Origin of the sequence: Tissierella carlieri (assembly GCF_018917285.1) — a bacterium.
Lineage (GTDB): Bacteria > Bacillota > Clostridia > Tissierellales > Tissierellaceae > Tissierella > Tissierella carlieri.
Window position 1 is genome coordinate 76,546 of the sequence record NZ_JAHLOH010000033.1, and the last position, 20,685, is coordinate 97,230.

13 protein-coding genes and 2 riboswitches are annotated in these 20,685 nt (G+C 33.1%); all 13 genes read right to left on the bottom strand.

From position 1 onward, the window contains the following. Positions 1–83: 83 nt before the first annotated feature. The 13 genes from KQI38_RS10525 to eno all read right to left on the bottom strand — a co-directional run bounded on the left by KQI38_RS10525 (position 84) and on the right by eno (position 20,668). Positions 84–5,132 carry an InlB B-repeat-containing protein gene (locus KQI38_RS10525; RefSeq protein WP_216559196.1) on the bottom strand — a complete coding sequence of 1,683 codons (5,049 nt, stop codon included), beginning with the start codon at positions 5,130–5,132 and terminating at the stop codon, positions 84–86. 61 nt (positions 5,133–5,193) lie between these two features. Next, positions 5,194–9,507 carry a DUF5018 domain-containing protein gene (locus tag KQI38_RS10530; protein ID WP_216559199.1) on the bottom strand — a complete coding sequence of 1,438 codons (4,314 nt, stop codon included), beginning with the start codon at positions 9,505–9,507 and terminating at the stop codon, positions 5,194–5,196. Continuing rightward, complete coding sequence (locus KQI38_RS22330; protein WP_276515573.1) at positions 9,497–9,619, bottom strand: hypothetical protein; 123 nt, start codon at positions 9,617–9,619, stop codon at positions 9,497–9,499. The genes KQI38_RS10530 and KQI38_RS22330 overlap by 11 nt, the downstream gene beginning before the upstream one ends. After that, positions 9,613–10,533 (bottom strand): hypothetical protein, encoded by a 921-nt coding sequence (locus KQI38_RS10535; protein ID WP_216559202.1) that lies wholly within the window; start codon positions 10,531–10,533, stop codon positions 9,613–9,615. Before KQI38_RS10535 ends, KQI38_RS22330 begins: the two co-directional genes overlap by 7 nt. A 174-nt stretch (positions 10,534–10,707) precedes the next feature. Beyond that, positions 10,708–12,012, bottom strand: coding sequence for an ABC transporter permease (locus KQI38_RS10540; RefSeq protein WP_216559205.1), 1,305 nt, complete (start codon positions 12,010–12,012; stop codon positions 10,708–10,710). Beyond that, positions 12,012–13,799 (bottom strand): COG1361 family protein, encoded by a 1,788-nt coding sequence (locus tag KQI38_RS10545; RefSeq protein WP_216559208.1) that lies wholly within the window; start codon positions 13,797–13,799, stop codon positions 12,012–12,014. The genes KQI38_RS10540 and KQI38_RS10545 overlap by 1 nt, the downstream gene beginning before the upstream one ends. A gap of 23 nt (positions 13,800–13,822) precedes the next feature. Continuing rightward, positions 13,823–14,500, bottom strand: a complete 678-nt coding sequence (locus tag KQI38_RS10550; RefSeq protein WP_216559211.1) for an ABC transporter ATP-binding protein — start codon at positions 14,498–14,500, stop codon at positions 13,823–13,825. 16 nt (positions 14,501–14,516) lie between these two features. After that, on the bottom strand, positions 14,517–15,467 hold the full coding sequence (locus KQI38_RS10555; protein ID WP_216559214.1) for a DUF4430 domain-containing protein: 951 nt from the start codon (positions 15,465–15,467) through the stop codon (positions 14,517–14,519). Positions 15,468–15,591: 124 nt separating this feature from the next. Beyond that, positions 15,592–15,744 (bottom strand): DUF2292 domain-containing protein, encoded by a 153-nt coding sequence (locus tag KQI38_RS10560; protein ID WP_216559217.1) that lies wholly within the window; start codon positions 15,742–15,744, stop codon positions 15,592–15,594. A 129-nt stretch (positions 15,745–15,873) separates the two neighbouring features. Continuing rightward, a riboswitch (cobalamin riboswitch) is annotated at positions 15,874–16,059 on the bottom strand. A 221-nt stretch (positions 16,060–16,280) separates the two neighbouring features. Next, positions 16,281–16,775, bottom strand: coding sequence for an FUSC family protein (locus KQI38_RS10565; RefSeq protein WP_216559220.1), 495 nt, complete (start codon positions 16,773–16,775; stop codon positions 16,281–16,283). 18 nt (positions 16,776–16,793) lie between these two features. Further along, complete coding sequence (gene sucD, locus KQI38_RS10570) at positions 16,794–17,696, bottom strand: succinate--CoA ligase subunit alpha (RefSeq protein WP_216559223.1); 903 nt, start codon at positions 17,694–17,696, stop codon at positions 16,794–16,796. A 19-nt stretch (positions 17,697–17,715) separates the two neighbouring features. After that, the gene (sucC, locus tag KQI38_RS10575; RefSeq protein WP_216559226.1) at positions 17,716–18,873 is read right to left on the bottom strand and encodes an ADP-forming succinate--CoA ligase subunit beta; all 1,158 of its coding nucleotides are present in this window, start codon (positions 18,871–18,873) and stop codon (positions 17,716–17,718) included. A gap of 189 nt (positions 18,874–19,062) precedes the next feature. Further along, positions 19,063–19,250, bottom strand: a riboswitch (cobalamin riboswitch). A gap of 125 nt (positions 19,251–19,375) precedes the next feature. After that, on the bottom strand, positions 19,376–20,668 hold the full coding sequence (gene eno, locus KQI38_RS10580; protein ID WP_216559228.1) for a phosphopyruvate hydratase: 1,293 nt from the start codon (positions 20,666–20,668) through the stop codon (positions 19,376–19,378). Positions 20,669–20,685: the final 17 nt, after the last annotated feature.

The following is a 20,685-nucleotide window of genomic DNA, read 5'->3' on the forward strand; positions in this document are numbered from 1 at the left end:
AACCTTCCTTTATTTTCATACTTCAGTTCACAATGCACATTCATATCTTTTACATTGTGCATTGTGAATTGTACATTGATATTCTAGTCTTTATAGATTATTCCGTAAATCCCTGCTGAAACTTTGTCGCAACGGAGTTTCCCACCGAATACATACCATTTTTCTGGAGGAACATCTTCAAAGTTGCCTTTCATATAATTATATTTTACAAATCTAAGCTTTTCAGCCGGATATTGTTTTTCCAAATTCAATTCATAGGAAAATCCGCCCTTAGTAGAATCTGATTCTACTTGAAATATATAGCCATTCCCCTTTACTTTATTCCATTTATCTCGTATATCCTTAGATACATCACATAGATTTAGTTTTAATCCAGATGCTGTTTCCATAAAGGGGTATATCTCTATATTTACAACTCCAGTGCTATATTTTATGAATTCATATTCTCCATTAGACAATACTGTCAGAACATCCTTAGGTATAGTTATTATATTGCTGAATCCTGGTTTAAAGTCAGCTACAGTAGGCATAATCTCTATATGGTTAAAGCGATCATTTATCATCAAGGAGCTACGACTATTTCTAGCTCTTGACCCAATCTTACCTACATCATTTAAAATCTTTACCCTCTCTTTCAGTATTAGCTTCTCATCTCTTTCTGCTTGTATTTTTAATTCCTCTTCAGCTCTTTTTTCTTTAGCTTCCTTAGCTAATTCCCACCAAGAAATTTCTCCCCTTTTTTTGTAATAATCGTCTCGCTCTTTCTTATAATTTTCATAATAATCATCCCAATAGCGAGACTCTTCTCTTTCTGTTGGCATATTTATTACTACCCTATAGGTCTTCTGAGTATTATTTGCTCCATATACTGTATAATAAACAGTTCTATTAAAATCTTGTGCTACGTCTTTATTTGGTGAAATAGTAACTCCTTCTGATATGGTAATACTTGGTACTAAATTTCTAAGCTCAATATTATATGGAAGACTTATTGTAATTCTTTCATTTCTATCATCTATTGAACCTTCATATCCTAGCAATGAAAATCTTATGATTCTAGGAAGCTCTGTTGTAGGTTCTTCTGCCTTCTCCCATTTTGCATATAGGGTCATATCCTCTGTTATAGAGGTATTAAAGTTAAATTCCTGAGTTAGATTTGAATCCATATACCACCCTATGAATCTATATCCATTTCTAGTTGGATTGCTGGGTCTTGTAGCTTTATTACCTTCTTCTACTTCTTGGAAAGGAATATTGTTTCCTCCATTTGTGTTGAAGATTATTGTATGCTTTTCTTCAACTTCTGCTGAAGTTTTGATTTCTACATAATAAACCTCAGATTTACCATCTTTAGTTAGGGTAAATTTTTTAGTTTCTCCTACCACAATGCTATTAGATATATTGCCGGCAGCCCAATTTTCTATGAGGTCACCGTGACCATTATCTTGAGCAAGATATGATCCTTCAGTGCCTATTATCTTTAGAATATGACCTACATCAACTTTTTCACTGTAATTCTCTGGAAGCATTAAAGTAAAAGTATTACCCTTCTTTACTCCTGTAGAAACCACTTGACTATCTTTGATTAGCTCTACAGATCCTATTTCAAGGGTTCCAGGTGTTGGATCTTCTTCCTCCCATTTGGCATAAAGGATTAAATCTTGCATGATCAGTGTAGCAAAGTTGAATTCTTGCGTTAATCCTTTATCCTCATACCATCCTAAAAACCTATATCCATTTCTTATAGGCTCTGTTGGTTTTGTAAGCTTTTCTCCTTCCTCTACTTCTATAGAAGATATATGATTTCCACCATTGGTGTCGAAGTTTATGGTGCATTTGATAACTTTTCTCCATTTATTATATAAAGAAAATTTTGAATTCTCCATTTCAGCCTCCCCCAAAGGATTGGCAAAATCAAATTTTATTCCAGCATCAGGGTTTAACGGATTCGACCAAGTAGCATCTTTATACCACCCTATAGAAACATATCCCGGTCTTGTTGGTATTTCTGGCTCTGGAATTGATTCTCCTTTTTTTATTGGTATTGAACTAAATCTCTCATAGATATAATCATTTTTTGATTTTTTAAAATTATCGTCCACCCAAAATACTACTTCATTCCCTTGAATTACTTCCAAGACATATTTAAGTTCACCATCATACCCTTTGACCCTGCCAACAGCTGTAAATCTTCCATGCTTATAATATATAATATCTTTACCGTTAATTTTATGAGTTTCTTCTGAGTTTAAGTCCTCTTCATCCCATTTTATATCTAATTCCAAAGTACTTTCCTGTTCTCCATCATTTAGATTTACCTTAGACCTTTCCGGCAACTTATGCCTTTGACCTTCTCCAAACCAGTTACTATTTATAACTTCCATTCTTTGTTCCGGTTCTCCAAATCCAACTATTTCTTTTACAGTTAGATATAACTTTGCTTCTTTATCAGTAAATCTAGGATCTTTTAATTTTCCTGTAATTATATTTCTGCCTATAGGAAGGTTATCTATATTAGGATTTTCCCATTCCACTGGGATTATTACCTTCTCACCATTATCTTTATATTTTGCTTCTACTGATTTTAGTAATACGTCTCCCTTATCTGTATATCCTTTTATATATTCCCTATAAATATCTGCTATTTCTTCTATTTCTCTTGCATTACTATCATCTATAGATTTAAATATTGCTCTTGCACTAAATCTATTTCTATGTCCTTCGGATTTATTTATCATATTTTCTAGTTTAGTTCGTATATATGGACTTTTAGCTTCAGCAGAAACTCCCGAATTTGGATCAAAGTAATTTATGGGCATATCCCACTCATCTTCTATATTCATAGCTGGTGTAATTATCTGCCATTTTACAAACTCATAACCCACCTTTGGAATAGCTACCAATTCTAAAGTATCGAAATACTCTCCTATTAACCCTCCATATCCCCATACAATATCATTGTTTAGCGAAGGACTTAATTTTTCTTTTATATTACCATCCTTATCTTTTAATATGATATACCCTTCTCCCATATTAGCTTCTAGTTTATGGGTATATTCAGTTTTCACACTATTTTTTAATAGATTTAACTTTTCTTCATATTCTTCTGTTTCAATAGAGTATTCCATTATATTGAGATTATTTTTATAGACCTTGCTTTCATTTGAAAATCCTTCTTTTTTCTCTTCTTCTTTTAATTCTACTTCTACAGATACATATACTTCATAATTAGCATTGAGTTTGACGACATCTTTATTTGTTTTTTGAAGTTCAAATATAAAATCATCTGTCGCTGAAATTTTTAATTCTCTATTGGATTTATCCCCAAAATGAATTTCAAAATTTTCATCTATAGGTTTCAATTCTGACGTCCATTCCTTAAACTTACTTCTTGTTCCATCCACAGCTATTATATTATATTCTTCTCCTGGAACTAAATATAGGAATTTTTCTTTTATCTCTTCTCCCTTAGTATCTTTGACTTCAATCTTAGCTTCTTTGTCTATCTGGCCTAATAGTAAATTTCCTCCTCTAGCTGTAAACTCCAATGCAGGTATAAATTGATCTATCTTTAATTCAAATATAAATTCTTCGTCATTCATTGTTTTAAAAGTTAATAATGGTGGATTTTCATTATCTATGGCAATTATTTTCTGTCCATCTTTTTCTGCTCCAAAAACAGAAAATTTAACTCCCTTTTGCCAGTCTTCACTACTTATTTCTCCTGTTGTAATCCCTCTATATCCACCTTTAGCAAACTTACTATTATCTACCTTTATACTTTTTACTTCTAAGGTACTAATTATCAATGATTTTTCATTATGCAATTCTAAGCTCTCTATATTAAAATCATTTATCATCTTATACATATCATTATTTATTTTTAAAGATATTTCTTTATCATTTACTTCTGATTTTCTTATTACCCCATCACTTGCAATATATAGGATGTGGTCTTTTGAATCCCTTTGCATATCCCAAATTAGTTTAAACTCATTCCCATCTTTTGGGAAAAAGGTAAATTCAACAGGATGATCTTTAAAAAAGCCTATTTTATTTTCACCATTTTCTACGATACCAAATTCACTAAATTTTATACCTTGTGCCCATTCTTCGCTGGTAGCTACTATCTCTTTACCAACTATACCGTTTTCTGTATCAGTATATGGATTGGAGACTTTAATTTTTTCTATACCTTTTGTATCTATAACTAATTTCGCATTGGCCACATTGTTAGCATGTAATCCATTAACAAAATATCCATATATACTTTTATCAGGTTTTATAATTAGCTTATCATCTTCAATTCTAAAATCTTTAAACCAATTTTGGGACTGAACTTTAACATCTGTTATATATTCATCATTAATTGGCTCTTCGCCTTCCTTTTCTTTGAAATGGGCTGTAACTTTCAACCTATTTACTTGGAAACCTAAAAGAGTCATAGCGTTCATTTTATTTATAGTTATTTCACTAGAATTTACATCAATTATATTTTTTTTATCTGCTTCATATCTCTTGTCTGAAAATTCCCACCTATCAAACTCATAGCCTCTATTTGGTCTAGCTTTAATGTTCACTTTATAATCCTTAGCAGCCATCTCATAGCCATCTTTTGACTTAAAACTTGCTCTTTGTCCTCCTATAGCTATTACATCTACTTCTACTTTTCCTTCTTCTCCATTTGTATTTCCTGTATCTATGGTCACACACATCTCAAACAATGCATATATAACTATATTTTTACCTTTAAATTCTCCATTTATGGTAAAGGTTAACTCTGGTTCTGTAGGGCTTCCTCCGAACATTGTTTTAAATTCATCTTCTAATATGGTTTGGGATCCATTCTTAGCTTCCCAATTTGCAAATTGTGCGATTTCTCCATTTTTAACTTTCACCTTTATAGTATCTCCTATTTTAAGGCTATCTAATGTCTCTACTAAACTTTCTTTTCCATCTTCGTCAATTACTACAATCCCTGCTTGTTTGGTTGCATCGTTGAGTGGTAACACTTTCTCTCTCATGCTTATTTTCAGATTTATTGTATCTTGTTCAGCAAATGAAGAATCTATATTTATTACAATGGTAAGCAATATTACAAATATTAAAATTCTTATGATAGATTTTTTCACATATTTTCCTCCTTTTTCTAATTAATATATAGTTCCACAATTATCTATTTAATTTTCCCTTTTATTCAACTCTTTGGTAATAAGGTATATCTAAATCTTCTTCCATATATCTCCATAACAAAGTAACCGGCTTCGGCTCTACTCTTCTTACTATTAGAACATATTGCTTATAAATATCTCCTTTTCTAAGGGTATAAACATTACTTTTCCTTAGGTCTATTGTTTCTCCTATTCTTGGATATATTTCTGTATTCTCACTCATTACTATAGTAGGAACAACTCTATAATTTTCAGTTTCAAATGGAATTTCTAAAAATATCCTTCCGTTTCCATTGTCTATAGTTGCTTCCATACCATTGACTTTAAAGGAAGTTATCTCTATTTTATTTTCCTTTGAATTATTTGGATCATCAGGATCTGTACCTGTACTGCCAGTAAACTTTACTGTGTAGATATTTACATTTCCTTCACTATCCGTAAGGACATAATCCTTTAGATAATCATTTAAAGAATTATTATCTGCTCCCGGCATAGGATCAATGGTTTTCCCTTCCCATTCTAGTTTTGATGATTTATCCTTCAACCTTTCTTTAAATTCCTTTTCAGTCATTCCCTCTGGTATTTCTAATATAATAGATTTCCCTTCAATTTTCCCTGTATAATTTCCTATGGAAAATTTAGTTATTTCGCTATTTCCTCCTACTTCAACATAATTAAGTTTTACATTATATTCAATTAATCTTCCTCCATGTGGATTTATACTATATATGTTTTCGTCTTCAAACTTTCTTGAAATAGTAGGTGCCGGGAATATTGAAGTACCTGTTTCTTCAGGGTAATATTCCGCTTTATTTGGCTTTATATTTTCCACATAGGCTCCATAGGGAAGATTTATAGTGATTTCATTCTTTAAAGCATCTATTTTCCCCTCTACTCCACGAAGTACAAACTTTGTAAATTCATATTTATCTGCCTCCTCGATAAATACCTTTACAATATAGTAATCTGTAGAACCATCCTTAGCTCTTATGGTATATTTTACTTCATTGGTGAAATCCTGAGGTTCATTAGGGTCAGGACTTATAGCCTCCCCTTTGAAGTCTATGGATATCCTTAGACTTTTTAGTTTGGACTGCTCCGTATCGCTAGGAAGGATTATGGATATTTCTCTATTCTGGTTATCTATATTGACTTTAGCAGTGGGGAATTCCTTTATACCAATGGAGCTTATTTCTTTTTCTCCGCTTAATATATCTTCTTTTTTCTCAACTACAATCCTATAGGTCTTTCTTGTACTCCCGTCTTCAGCAGTTACAGTATAGGAAATCTCTTTTGTGAAATCTTGAAGCACTCCTATTGCTGGATTAATGGCTGCATTTTCGGAAATTTTTATAATTGGTTTTGCCTTTAGCTGCTCATCTGTAGTCTCTATAGGAATCTCAATTGTTATAATACCTTTTTCGTTATCTATAATTCCCTCTTTTCCTAAAAGTTTAAACTCCTTTATTTCTGCTTCACTGCTAAACTCCTTGCTGAAATCAAAAGGAACTCCATCATAATATAAAGAATAAGGTTTACCTCCATTTTCTACAAAATTTATATACCATTGAAGGGCGTACATTCCTTGATATGTTCCCATGAAATTGTATGCCTTACTTGTATGCCCAAAACCATCTAACTCCTTAGTTGCAAATCTGTTAATCCAATTGACTATCATATTATCCTCTGCTCCTCTAGAAAACCTATAATCTGAAAAAGGATCTATACCCATAGAACATAAAGCTATGATAGCCTGAGATGTGGATTCGCTATTTACAGCACTCCATGAAATTCCTAGAAAATCCTTATTTAAAGGTTCCACTTTTTTAGCAGATTTACTTCCTAAAAACAGCTCTACTCCATGAGCTAATTTCTTCTTTACAGCTTCGCCATAGGTAGGATGATTCTGATATGGATATAATCCCTGCATAAGCATAGCCACCATATCTACTCCAAATTCATCAGAACCATATTCGTGATTTAATAAAACCTTAATTAAATCATCTCTAGTTAAATTAGCATCTCCTGGGATAGAATAATTTCCCATATCTAATGCTATTAAGGAGTATATGGCTCCATTTATTCCTGCACCATAGGCATTGTAGAGCGGCTCTATCATATTTGTTATTGTTTTCCCTGTAGGTCGTCCATAATCTGTTCTAAAGGTTTTGCCATCAATTTGAAATGGTTCCAAATTAGAAGCATCGATTCCCATTGCTGTTAAGGTCATAGCAAATCTAGCAAAATCAGTAATTTTAGTACCAGATAGTTCTCCTATTTCGTCATACATATTAAATCTTTCCGGCAAATCATCTATATTTTTTCTTATCCCTTTAGGCAATCCATTATTTTTTCCTTCATAAAACCCTATGTTCATCCATTCCCAGTCTTCGGAGACAGTCTCTTCTTTATATTTCTTATATATATTGTCTCTTAGTTCCTTAAGCATAGACATATACTCTTCATCCGGACCTATTGCTTCCCCTTGACTATGCTCTATAGTTACTTCATATATTCTTTGTTCTCCGTTTTCAGCAGTTACTATATAATCAACGGGACCTTTTGAAAAATCCATTTCTTCAGAACTTGCTGGCTTTACCTTTGCCTTTTGAGAAACTTCTATAAAAGGCTTTATACCCTTTAGGTTTACCGAAGCCAGAACTTCCACTTTAATATTATTTCCTTCTATTTTTCCTTCTATAGTACCGACCCTAAAAGATAATATCTGATTTTCTGAAGAAGCTTCACCTTTTTTTACGGAGACCTTATAGTTTCTTATATCTCCTGATTCAGAGGTAACACTGTATATTAACGGATTGGTGAAATCTTGTACTTCATATTTACCTGGTTTAATGTTAGACCTATAATCTATCTTAATATCTGTTTTCAATTTAGTAATATCTGTACTAAATGGAATAAATATTTCTATCTCATTTTTTTCATTATCTATATAAGCTCTATGGCTGACTCCATCTATCGCCACTCTAAAATCTAGAATTTCATTCTTAGATGATGGTTGACTTTCTATGTGGAAATCATATATTTTTTCAATATTATCTGCTTGTATCTTAATCTCTTTTATTATACTAGGTTTTTTTATTTTATTTCCTTCTATTTCTATTTGTTGATTATTATCGATTATTGCAAAGGCTTTTTCACCTGTATGGTAAAATTCTAATTCAATCTCATTTAAGTCTACCTGAAACGGTATATTCAGTTCTATTTTATTTTCAGATATAATTCCATTTATCTTTTCCCCATACTCACTTATATAACTCAAAGAATTAATTCTTAATTTATCAGTCTCATTTTCATCTTCTTTAAAGGTTTTTACTGTCCATTCTTCTTTTAAATTATCGTACTTAGGTATATCTCTAAATCCATGATAGCCTATATCTATTGGCTGAACTGTATATCTAGCTTCTCCCCCTATCTTAAATTGACCAGATTTATAATTAGCTATAACCCAATCCGGAGTTTGTATTTCTACATTCTCTATATTTAAGACTGCATCTTCCGGTACATATAATTCTATGGTTTTATTATCCTTATCTATAATACTCTTATATCTATCTAATCTTAAATCTAATATTTCTGCTTCATTTATCCTATGATTTTCTATAAATTTAGGTATTTCATCCATTAGATAGATTATTTTTTCTACTTGAATTTCATTTAAATGAGTTGAAAACCCATCTTTTTTTCCATTAGTTAGTACCGCGTCCCATTCTTCCATAGCACTTTTAAGGAAAAATAAATGCGTAAAATGATAATCACCAGATTTACTAGGAGATCCCTGCCTTATTATGGTATTGTATAAAGATTGCAAAGCTTCTTTTTTCTCTGTATACAATTTTAATAACTCTTCTGTTCTCTCTTTTGCTATAGTTTGCCCTGCCCCTTCTACTACCATCCATACGGGGAAATAATCCATTTTTTCATTATTATCATAGTTAATTCTGTATTCATGCTTTATAGGAAGTGAATAATCATATTTATTACCATCTAAATATAGTTTCCCTGGAGCAGTTATTATCTGTCCTATAATTGGAGCTGCAAAGGTTTCTACCATATCTATTCTAGCCCTATTATTTCCCTTTTCAGGTATCTTTAAAGGAATTAATATGGAATGGTTTTTACTCCCTATTAATTCTGTATAGCTTCCCCCATTAAAATATTCATAGGACTTAATTCCCCTAAATTTATATGCCCACCATTCTCGAATCTCTACATTTGAATTGGCATATGATATATTAATTAAACTGGAGCTCAAATTCAATAAAATTGATAAAATTAATAAAAATACCATTTTCTTTATAAATTTGTTATTTTTCATCTTTATCTCCTTTTCCCAGCCTACGTTTTATAAATTTATTTATTAGACTATATGTATTAAAGGAGGTAGGAGTGAAAACATCACTCCTTATCCCTTCTGAAATTTTTACCACTCAGGTCCTCCTAAGTCTATACCCCAGTCAAAGGTATATCCCCATGTTAAGGTACTATCGCTAGCTGTTATAATATATTGGCTTGCACCCATATCAGCAACAATATCATTCATAAGATATATCCAGCCTGTCCTATCCTTCATATAATCTCCCGGTGGGAAATTAGGAGCTCCTTCTGTTCTTTGAAATAGTGTATCAGGCAAAGTATCAGCACTTCCTCTTCCTATTTCACTTACATATCCACTGGATATACCTACTACATTAAGATTTGTACTTGCTATTGCTTTGGAAAAAGTAGTCATAGCAGAATCTCCTATATTGGCAACAAAAGGGATTAATAGGGAACCACTTTCCAAACCATTTACTGCAGCTTGTGCTCTAGCTTCTGCAAGAGGATTGTTAATAGCCTTAGGCACTATATACCCTTCTTTATTTGGGCTTACATAAGTTCCATCTAGCCAATCATTTACATTTTCTAAATCAATGGTTACAAATATCAAAACATTTGTCCCATCTATACCTGCATTTATTTGATAGGTTCTGTAAACTGTACTTCCTGATTTCAGAACAAAATCTACATATCCCTCACTAAAATCCACACTCATATTTGGAGTATAAGGAGTTCCATCTACTTCTAGAGTATATGACCCTGTGATTGTGGCAACTATCTCCACATTACTTAAATCCACACTGGAGGAATTAGGAAACTCAATATATCCTGTATATCTTGTTACTCCCCCTACATCTACAAATTTCATCTCTGCTGTATATTGATTTGAACCCTCTATTGCTTTTACTACTAATATCCCGTCATCTGTCAATGTCGCCGCAAATGATGATACACTCATTCCAACTACCAGCATTAACGCTAGTAATAAACTAAATATTTTTTTATTGTTAAGCTTCTTAAACATACTCTTATCCCCTTTCTTTTTATAAGTTTTTTCTCTATCCTATGAGCCTATCTCATAAAATTACTGTTTTTTGTCTTTCCTAAGGATGTAAGCTCTCTGTTTCTCTATTCCTTTATGCACCTCCAATACTTTTGGTTTATTTATAATAAACTGCACCTTAGACCAAACTGCCACCTATTCAGCCCTTATGGCCACTTGGGGACTGACTCTCATAGCATTTATTGCCGGTCCCAGCGCAGATATTACCGCTACAAATACTGCAAATATTAATGCTCCTCCTGCTAACCAAATTGGTATAATGGAACGGACCTCCATTTCCTTCAATAGCACAGGTAACAGTCTTTTCAATATAAAGCTAACAAAAAGTCCTATGGTTCCTCCTATAACTCCTATCATTGCAGACTCCACTAGGAACATCTTTACTATATCCCCCAAATCAGTTCCTAAGACCTTGAGTATTCCTATTTCCTTAGTTCTTTCGTTGATTGCCATCATCATAGTATTGGCTGTCCCAATACCAGCCACTAAAAGTGCTACTGCTCCAATAGCCGCCAGCATCCCTTGAATTTGTCTTGATTGTTTTTTCACCGATTCTAGCATATCGTTTAAGGAATAGGTTTCAAAGCCAGCCTTCCTTATTACATCTGTAATCCCCTGTACATTTTTTATATCATCTGCCTTTATCCATACCAAAGGATAGGTCTTTATATTTTTCATATCATTAGCTGTATTCAATAGAGGTAAAAAACCCTTATTAGTTTCTATTAGTTCTTCTAATATTTTAAGTTGTACAAATCCAGAAGTAGAGTATGTATAATTCTGAATACTAGTTATTCCTGTGACTTCTGTTCTATAGATATTTCCGCTTAGTACTGCTCTGCCATCTTCCCCTTCTGTATATTGTCCTGATAATGTATTGTAATCAAAGGTTAATTTAATGTTTCCATTCATAGGATCTATCAAGGGCTTATTTTTCATATCCTTAACTTGCTCCCATGTTTGAGGGTCTGCAAAGGAATCCGCTACATCATCTGTCAATATAATCTGAGGTACAAGCTTGGTACCCTTTAGGGGTAATTCTCCCTTCAATGGAGTTATCTGAAAGCTTTCTGCTGTTGCCAAGTCAATTCCATATAATCTAATAGGAGCTACATACTTCCCGCTTTTTAAATAAGGAACTACTTGTACAACGGGAGTCACAGCCTCTACCCCATTTAGCTTTTTAAATGCTGATACTGCTTTATCATTCAATAAAGCTACTTTTCCCTTCGTTTCCCTTGGAGGGGTTACATCTATTTTAGTCAGACTTCCCATTTCAGAGATAGACTCCTGATATGTTTGGTTATAGCCAATTCCAATTGATATAAGTACCACTATACAGGACACTCCCACTGCCATGGCTGCAGCTGTTAAAATAGTTCGCACTTTTCTTCGCCTTAGATTTATAAATCCCATACGAAAAAAATCTGAAAACCTCATTACTTCTTCCTCCATTTAAACCTATATAAATATCCCAAAACAATAGCTGCGATTCCTCCTGTTCCTCCTACCCAAGGCAATACTAAATTCTTTTTAGGCTGCTGTATCTCTTCTTGAATTATCTTATCCTTGCCAGAAGTTTCATTTAGAATTTTCACTTCAAAGGGTTTTCTCTCTTCAAATATTTCCCCATCTATATCTTCATAGGTTATTACAAAATCACCTGTCAGTGTTCCTGTTTTTCCTCCAATAATTTGAAAATCTGCACTATGTTTACCTGCCGGTATCAAATCTCCTCCATAATATTTTTCAAACATAAGAATATCTTCACTTTCAATATCAATTTCCAGGTTAAATGCCTTAGTCCTTCCTTTATTTACAATTGCCATACTTACAGCTATTGGATCTCCTACTGCAATATCTTCGTCATAGATTATAGGTTCTTCTACTGATACCTCCATCTTCTGTTTAATGGAAATTACTATTCCCTGAGCGGCAGTCCCCTTTACCACCTTTTCATTTTCATAATCCATGGTAACTGCAATTGTAGAAGTAGGATTTAATGCTGTAGGCAATGCCTTAAGTTTAAAAGTACAGCTAGTAGTTCCTCTTGGTTTTAATGAATTTATATATTTGGTATCACTTTCTCCTTTTGCAGGCATGATACTATTTTCTTCTAATGTCAATACAATACCTGCATTTTTTATAGTTGAATTGTAAGAAGTATTTTGTAAGTTTAAAATCAACTGAAATTCATCCTCTGCATATATTATTTCCGGTTCCGTACTATAGCCTGTAACTATTAATTTAGGCACTGAATCGGGGAGTTCCTTTATCTCTGGCTTCCCCTTTGCCACATTGATATATGCAGAAAATAAGCTTTCCATATATACATCATTTTCTTTATATGTTGCTCTGAAATTAATTGGTTTCGCTCCCTCGGAAATATTAGGGGATATTTTAAAATCGTATTCTAGGAAGGCTATTTCTCCATGCTTCATATCCGGCAGATTCTTTCCATAGTTTACCGCTTCTACTACAAAGGGCCATTCATCCAATGACGTAGATATAACCGGAGTTACACTGATATTTGATAGGTTCCCTCCATTATTTATGACGGGAAGTCTAAGCTTTACTCTCTGTCCTGCATTTCCCGAGGGTGCAGGTATTATGGCTCCGTCCTCATCAACTGATGCTATTGACAGGGCTCCTAATTCATTAATTTTTTGGGACTGACTTCCATCTTCCAATACATTTACATAAGTCACAATCTGGAATTCTACATCTTCCTTTATATTGGTCCCGTTTATATCATCTAATCTCCATACTGTTGCATTTATTAAAAATGAAATAGGATAAAGTCCTTTATTTGCTGTTTCAGATATTTTAAAGCTATAAAATATATCTGCCATACTTCCATAGGTCATATCTTCCATTTTTTTTACATAGCTTGCCTGATTTATTTCGAAGGGCCATTTTTTCATATCCTCTTGCTTTACAGGTATAACCGGTTCTACGGTAATATTTCTAAGTACATACTTTCTTGTCGGTAGATATTCTCTGTTTACAGCTAAAGGAAGCTCTATGGTAACTGTTTCTCCCGGTTTACCGGAGACGGCTAATGCACCTGTATCTGCAATTACTATCGCCTTCTTATCCGCCCCTTCCACCTTATCTTGATTGACAGCAGGTTGTGTAGTTGGTTCTGCCCAAATAACATTAGGCTTAACTGCTATTATCAAAATCACTAGTACAAGACAAAGAATGGATATTTTTCTTTTTTTCATATTAACATTGTCCCCCTAAATATTTATTCAATGTCTACTATTTTGCCATCTAGTAGATTAATAGTTCTTTCCGTATAATTTTTAGCTACTTCATCATGGGAAACTAGCAAGAAGGTAGTCCCCTTTTCCTTAAAAAGATTAATTAATAATTCCATTACTTCTATACTTGTTTTAGTATCTAAATTACCTGTAGGCTCGTCTGCAAGTACAATAGCTGGACCTGTTATCAATGCTCTGGCAATCCCAACTCTTTGCTGCTGCCCTCCTGACATCTCACTGGGCTTATGATTCTCATGGCTTTCTATTCCCACCTGTTTCATTATTTCTTTAGCCTTTTCAATTCTTTCTTTTGGTTCAATTCCTTTTAATGCCAGAGGAAGAGCTACATTCTCCAAGGCAGTATATTGAGGCAATAGATTATATGACTGAAATATAAATCCTATATTTTTGCGCCTAAATCTTATTCTCTGCCCCTCTCCCATCTTTTCAATATGCTCTCCCTCAATTACAATTTCTCCATCTGTTGACTTTTCCAATCCAGCTAAAATATTTAACAAGGTGGACTTTCCTGAACCTGAACGTCCGGTGATGCTGATAAATTCTTTTCTTTCAACAGACAAATTGATTCCATCAAGAGCTTTTACAATATTTTCTCCTATTTTAAATTCCTTCTTTATATTTCTCAATTCAATAAAAGACATTATATTCTCCTCTTATCTAATTTCCCAGCCATTCCTGCCCTAGATCCTTTCCTAAATCACAGGTATAGTTCCACTCTATTACATCTCCTGACTGCAATACATACACTCCAGCTCCATAGTTAGGATACCAGCCGTTTACACAATACATCCATCCGCTCCAGCGTCCACCGTCAAATTCGTAAAGATTATTTATCCCTTCTATGTATGCTGATTCTTTATTTCCTCTATATGCCATCTGTATTTTGTATTTATCTCTTGCGGTTTCTAATACATTTAATACAGTATCTCCTTCTTTTATTTTAAATGTAGTTGTAGATAATATAACTCCGCTTTCCGGTACTATTCCTTTAAATTTAGGGTCTTTATGCATCTCTTTATTTACAGCAGTATCACAACGTATAGTAAGGGTTACTGTATTTTCCTTTGGTTTCTGTTCCTCTGGCTCTTTGTTTTCTTCCTTTTTCTCTTTACTCTCGTTATCCTTAGTATTATTTTCTTCTTTTTTCTTTTCTTCTTCCTTTTTGTCTTCTTTCGCCTTTATATTTTGCTCAAGAAAGCTGTCTTTTTTCTTGTTTTCTGTTGGCTTTATTTCAACATTGTCTTTTTCTTCTTCCTTTATTTTTGATACAAGGTCTAATTCTTCATCTTTTCCTCTCTCTGAATTCTTTAGTCTTAACTTCTCCCAAAATGACAGTTCTTTTTTATCCTGCTGAACTATATCTTCTTCCTCTATTTGAATTTCAGTTTCGACCTCATTTTTTGATGATAGTTTTTCTCTCATCTGTGCAAGTAAAGAAGTTGCTTTTAAATTTTCTTTATCTTCTTTTTTCTCTACAAGATAATCTATTTCTAAATCTCCGTTACTGCCTGCTCCCTCAGCCTTATCAGAAAAGCATCCTGTTAAAGGAATCACTAATGTAATTAAAATGATAAAAAGAATTAATTTTTTCATGATATTTCTATTCATCTTACCACCTCCATACTAGGTTAATATAACGTGTATTGGAATTTTTCAGTTAAATCTCTACAAAAATAAAAAAACACTACCTTTGTTAATCAAGTAGTGCCTCCAGTTTTCTGGTCAGCATATTCTATAGTTTTATCGATCTTTTTAACTCCTCAACCCTTATGGGTTCACTATTTTGGATTATAATTTTTATTTCTCCAAATTCTGTATTTCTTATTAGTTCTATAAGATTCTTTTCCCTCTCTGTAAGCTTTAAGTTTAAATTTTTATCATTCATGTGTGTAGATCAGCTCCCCCCTAAAATAATAAAAATGTCCTAACCTTTAGAGATTAAGACATTTTATCTAAGTATAATTATATACAAATACACATACTTATTACATCTTGCCTCAATCCTGGAAGGCTAATGAAAAATATCACTTAGGCAGTTCTCCTGACTTATGGGTCGTTACTCTCTTTTACCTTCCCAGAAATATTTCCAGTGGTATATTAAAAGATCGCTCTCCATTTACAGTGGCCGGACCGTTCATGATTTGCACATGATTGTCTTTTAATCATTATTATATAAAGAACCTAAGTAATTAATATTCAGATTTATTCCATTATATACCATATTTTGGATTTAAACAATAGATTTAGAGTATTAACTATTAAACTTCTCTATCTATCTAATTATAAAAATAAAATAGACCTATTTTTTCTTGCAGACTCACTTAGTCTTACAGATCGATAGGTCTAATTTAACTTTACAAAGCCTAATTTAATTTTACAGTTTACCTTTCTCAAATAAATAACATCTGAAAAAATTTAATTTTACATTATCATATTTATAATGAGTGAGACTGCTATTCCAATTAATGTATCGATTACTCTATTTAACGCAAAATACATCGGTGCTATATCTCCTCCATGAGAAATAGTTATACTAAAAAAAACTACACAACTAATATAGGTAGAACTATTGGACTTCAAAAATACATTTGTATATATAATTGGAATCAAAAATAAGCTCAAAATCAAATGATGAATATAACTAAATAACTCAACATTGACAAAATTAATTAATATTATAGCTAGAAATCCATATATTCCTCCGATAAAAGTGCCTATCATCCTGCCTTTCCCAACCTCTAAGCTATTAGCATGATCATTTTGCATACATAGGATTGCGGCTATTGCTGAATAGAAAGGAAGTCCATTTCTAAAAAAGCTTATTAGAAAACATATATACACCGCTATAACTGTTTTAACGACTCTCATTCCAAGAAACTTTACTTTTTTATGTTTTTTTCCCACAATTTCGCCCATGATTATACCTCTCTAATGTTATCCCTTATATTCTTCTCTCCAGAGATTATTATCCTTTAATGCCTTAACTAAAGTAGCAGCTATAGCTGTAGGAGATTGTGACATATATATTCCGCTGTCATTCATTGTCCTTATTTTTTCTTCTGCTGTTCCTTGGCCTGACGAGATAATCGCTCCTGCATGTCCCATTCTTTTTCCCTTAGGAGCTGTCTTTCCACTTATAAAACCCACTACTGGTTTCTTCATGTTTTCTTTAATCCACAAAGCTGCCTTTTCTTCTGCATTTCCTCCAATTTCGCCAATCATAATTACAGCATCGGTGTCTTCATCCTCGTTAAAAGCCTTTAATACATCGACAAAATCTGTTCCATTCACAGGATCTCCTCCAATTCCTATGGCTGTTGATTGTCCTATTCCCTTTTGTGATAGTTGATGAACTGCTTCATATGTCAAAGTACCGGAACGAGATACAACTCCTATTCTTCCTTTCCTGTGTATATATCCAGGCATAATACCAATCTTACACTCATCAGGTGTTATAATCCCAGGACAATTAGGCCCGATTAATCTGGTCTTCTTACCCTCCATATATCTTTTAACCATTACCATATCCTTTATAGGAATATGCTCGGTAATACAAATTACCATATCTAATTCTAAATCCACAGCCTCCAATATAGCATCTGCTGCAAACTTTGCCGGAACATATATTATAGAAACATTAGCGCCAGTGTTATCTACAGCTTCCTTCATAGTATTAGATACAGGTACACCCTCAATTTTCATATTCCCTTTACCCGGAGTAACTCCCCCGACTATATTTGTACCATATTCCAACATTTGCTTTGTATGATAAATGGCTGTATTTCCCGTTATTCCTTGCACTATTACTTTAGTAGATTTATCAACCCATATACTCATTATTTAGTCCACCTTTCTGTTAAATTAGTTCTAGTATTTTCTTAGCACCTTCGCCCATATTTTCTACTGCAAATATATTCAGATTAGAGTTTTTTATTATTTCCATACCTAAGTCAGCATTAGTTCCTTCCAATCTGATTACTAAAGGAATATTTAATTTCAGCTCTTTTGCCGCATTGACAATTCCTTTAGCTATAACATCACATTTCATTATTCCACCAAATATATTGACAAAAATTCCTTTGACCTTATCGTCTAATAATAGTATTTTAAACGCATTTGTTACGTTTTCTTCTGATGCTCCTCCTCCAACGTCAAGAAAATTAGCCGGTTCTCCCCCGTGAAGTTTTATTAAATCCATAGTAGCCATAGCTAAGCCCGCTCCATTTACCACGCATCCAATATTTCCATCTAATGATATATAAGACAGTCCATGCTTTGAAGCCTCTACTTCTTTCTCATCTTCTTCACTTAAATCCCTATAGCTAAGTATATCTTCATTTCTAAACAGGCCATTTTCATCAAAATTCATTTTTGCATCCAAAGCTATTAGTTTTTTTTCTTCTGTTAATACTAATGGGTTTATTTCTACCAGAACGCAGTCCTTTTCCACAAAAATACGATATAAGTTCATCATTAATCTTACTGCTTCGTTTATTATCTCAATAGGTAAATTAATGTCAAAACATATTCTTCTGGCTTGAAATTCTGTTAGTCCCGTCAAACAGTCAATCTTCTCTTTGTAAATCCTATCAGGATTTCTTAATGCTACCTCTTCAATTTCAGTTCCACCTTCTTCAGAAGCAATAAGAGTTATGCTTGATGTATCCCTATCTAATACAAATCCTAAATAGTATTCTTTATCAATATTACACCCTTCTTCTATTAATACAGCTTTAACTTCTTTTCCCTTTTTTCCTGTCTGATGTGTTACTAACTTTTTCCCCAATAGCTCTTTAGAATATTTCTTAACTTCATCTATCGATTTAGCTATCTTAACTCCTCCTGCTTTTCCTCTTCCACCAGCATGAATCTGAGCTTTTACAACTGCCACATCAGTACTTATTGTCCAAGAAGTTTTTTCCGCTTCTTTCGCATCATATATAACTCTGCCATTAGGGACTGGAATCCCATAATTCTTCAATAATTCTTTTGCCTGATATTCATGTATATTCATCTTTATCCCTCCAATTTATTTTCAAAAAAATAACTCAGCAAAAATTTGCTGAGTTATTACTATGGTTTTGCAAAATAAATATTACAAAACAAAAAAACCTTTCTGCAATAGAAAGGATATTATCAATAGAGTAGAATAAATATTTAATCTACCTTATAAATAACACCTTCTCATCCGCGTGAGTAATAAACAGCGTTTTTTTCATTGGCAGGTCTCCTGACTTAAGAATAACAAACCCTACACCTTCCCATACTTTAAGTACAGTGGCATCTGCAAGGTTCTATCTATCACAGTGGCGGGACCGTGTCGGATTTAAACCGAACTTCCCTTTTAAATAATCCTATATATAAGATTATACCAATGAATAAAATATTAAATTTTAAGTAGAATATATCATAGGCAATATAAATTGTCAAATTTAAGTCCTCTTATTTATTCCTAAATCTTCTCTTGATATAGAAAGATTCTATTGCATGCAATAGAATCTTTTTATATCTAAATATTATTTCTTTATATTATAAAATGTTTTTCTTCCTCTATAAATTGCTTCTTCACCTAGCATATCTTCTATTCTAAGTAATTGATTGTATTTTGCCACTCTATCCGTTCTTGAAGGAGCTCCTGTTTTAATTTGTCCTGCGTTCATTGCTACTGCTAAATCTGCTATAGTAGTATCTTCAGTCTCACCTGATCTATGAGATATAACTGCAGTATATCCATTTATCTTTGCCATTTCAATTGTATCTAATGTTTCAGTTAATGTACCTATTTGATTTAATTTAACCAATACTGAATTGGAAATTCCTAAGTCTATACCTTTGTTCAATCTCTCAGTATTTGTAACAAACAAATCGTCTCCCACTAATTGAATCTTCTTCCCTAATCTTTCTGTCAGCTGTTTCCATCCATCCCAATCATCTTCAGCTAAACCATCTTCTATGGAAATAATCGGATATTTGTTTACTAATTCCTCATAATAATTTATCATCTCATCTACAGTAAGAATTCTGCCCTCTCCAGCTAAATTATAAACCTTCTTTTCTTCATCATACATTTCTGTAGCCGCTACATCTAGTGCCAGCATTATTTCTTCCCCTGGTTTATACCCTGCCTTTTCTATAGCTTCTACTATAGTTTTTAATGCTTCTTCATTACTAGATAAATTTGGAGCAAATCCGCCTTCATCACCTACTGCTGTATTTAGACCTTTAGATTTAAGAACAGACTTTAGATTGTGGAATATTTCTGCACCCATTCTAAGAGCTTCTCTAAAGCTTTTTGCCCCTACAGGCATTACCATGAATTCTTGAATATCCACATTATTATCAGCATGCTCTCCACCATTTAGTATATTCATCATAGGAACCGGTAATGTTTTAGCATTAACTCCACCTACATATTGATATAAAGGCATTCCTAATTCATCTGCCGCTGCTCTGGCTACTGCTAGGGATACTCCAAGGATTGCATTGGCACCTAGTTTTCCTTTATTGGGTGTACCATCTAATTGAATCATCAATTTATCTATTGCAGTTTGCTCAAACACATCCATTCCTATTACTTCTTCTGCTATTATATTGTTAACATTATCTACGGCATTCATAACACCCTTGCCTAGAAATCTTCCTTTATCTCCGTCTCTTAACTCTACAGCTTCAAATGCACCTGTAGATGCTCCTGATGGAACTAGAGCTCTTCCAAAAGCACCATCTTCTGTCCATACTTCTACTTCAACTGTAGGATTGCCTCTTGAATCTAATACTTCTCTTGCATAAACATCTACTATTATACTCAAATTTAACTCCTCCTTTA

Excerpts from the sequence above, each read along its gene's own strand:
- KQI38_RS10530 (WP_216559199.1), bottom strand. The coding sequence starts at position 9,507 with ATGAAAAATAACAAATTTATAAAGAAAATGGTATTTTTATTAATTTTA.
- KQI38_RS10535 (WP_216559202.1), bottom strand. The coding sequence starts at position 10,533 with ATGTTTAAGAAGCTTAACAATAAAAAAATATTTAGTTTATTACTAGCG.
- KQI38_RS10540 (WP_216559205.1), bottom strand. The coding sequence starts at position 12,012 with ATGAGGTTTTCAGATTTTTTTCGTATGGGATTTATAAATCTAAGGCGA.
- KQI38_RS10545 (WP_216559208.1), bottom strand. The coding sequence starts at position 13,799 with ATGAAAAAAAGAAAAATATCCATTCTTTGTCTTGTACTAGTGATTTTG.
- KQI38_RS10550 (WP_216559211.1), bottom strand. The coding sequence starts at position 14,500 with ATGTCTTTTATTGAATTGAGAAATATAAAGAAGGAATTTAAAATAGGA.
- KQI38_RS10555 (WP_216559214.1), bottom strand. The coding sequence starts at position 15,467 with ATGAATAGAAATATCATGAAAAAATTAATTCTTTTTATCATTTTAATT.
- KQI38_RS10560 (WP_216559217.1), bottom strand. The coding sequence starts at position 15,744 with ATGAATGATAAAAATTTAAACTTAAAGCTTACAGAGAGGGAAAAGAAT.
- KQI38_RS10565 (WP_216559220.1), bottom strand. The coding sequence starts at position 16,775 with ATGGGCGAAATTGTGGGAAAAAAACATAAAAAAGTAAAGTTTCTTGGA.
- sucD (WP_216559223.1), bottom strand. The coding sequence starts at position 17,696 with ATGAGTATATGGGTTGATAAATCTACTAAAGTAATAGTGCAAGGAATA.
- sucC (WP_216559226.1), bottom strand. The coding sequence starts at position 18,873 with ATGAATATACATGAATATCAGGCAAAAGAATTATTGAAGAATTATGGG.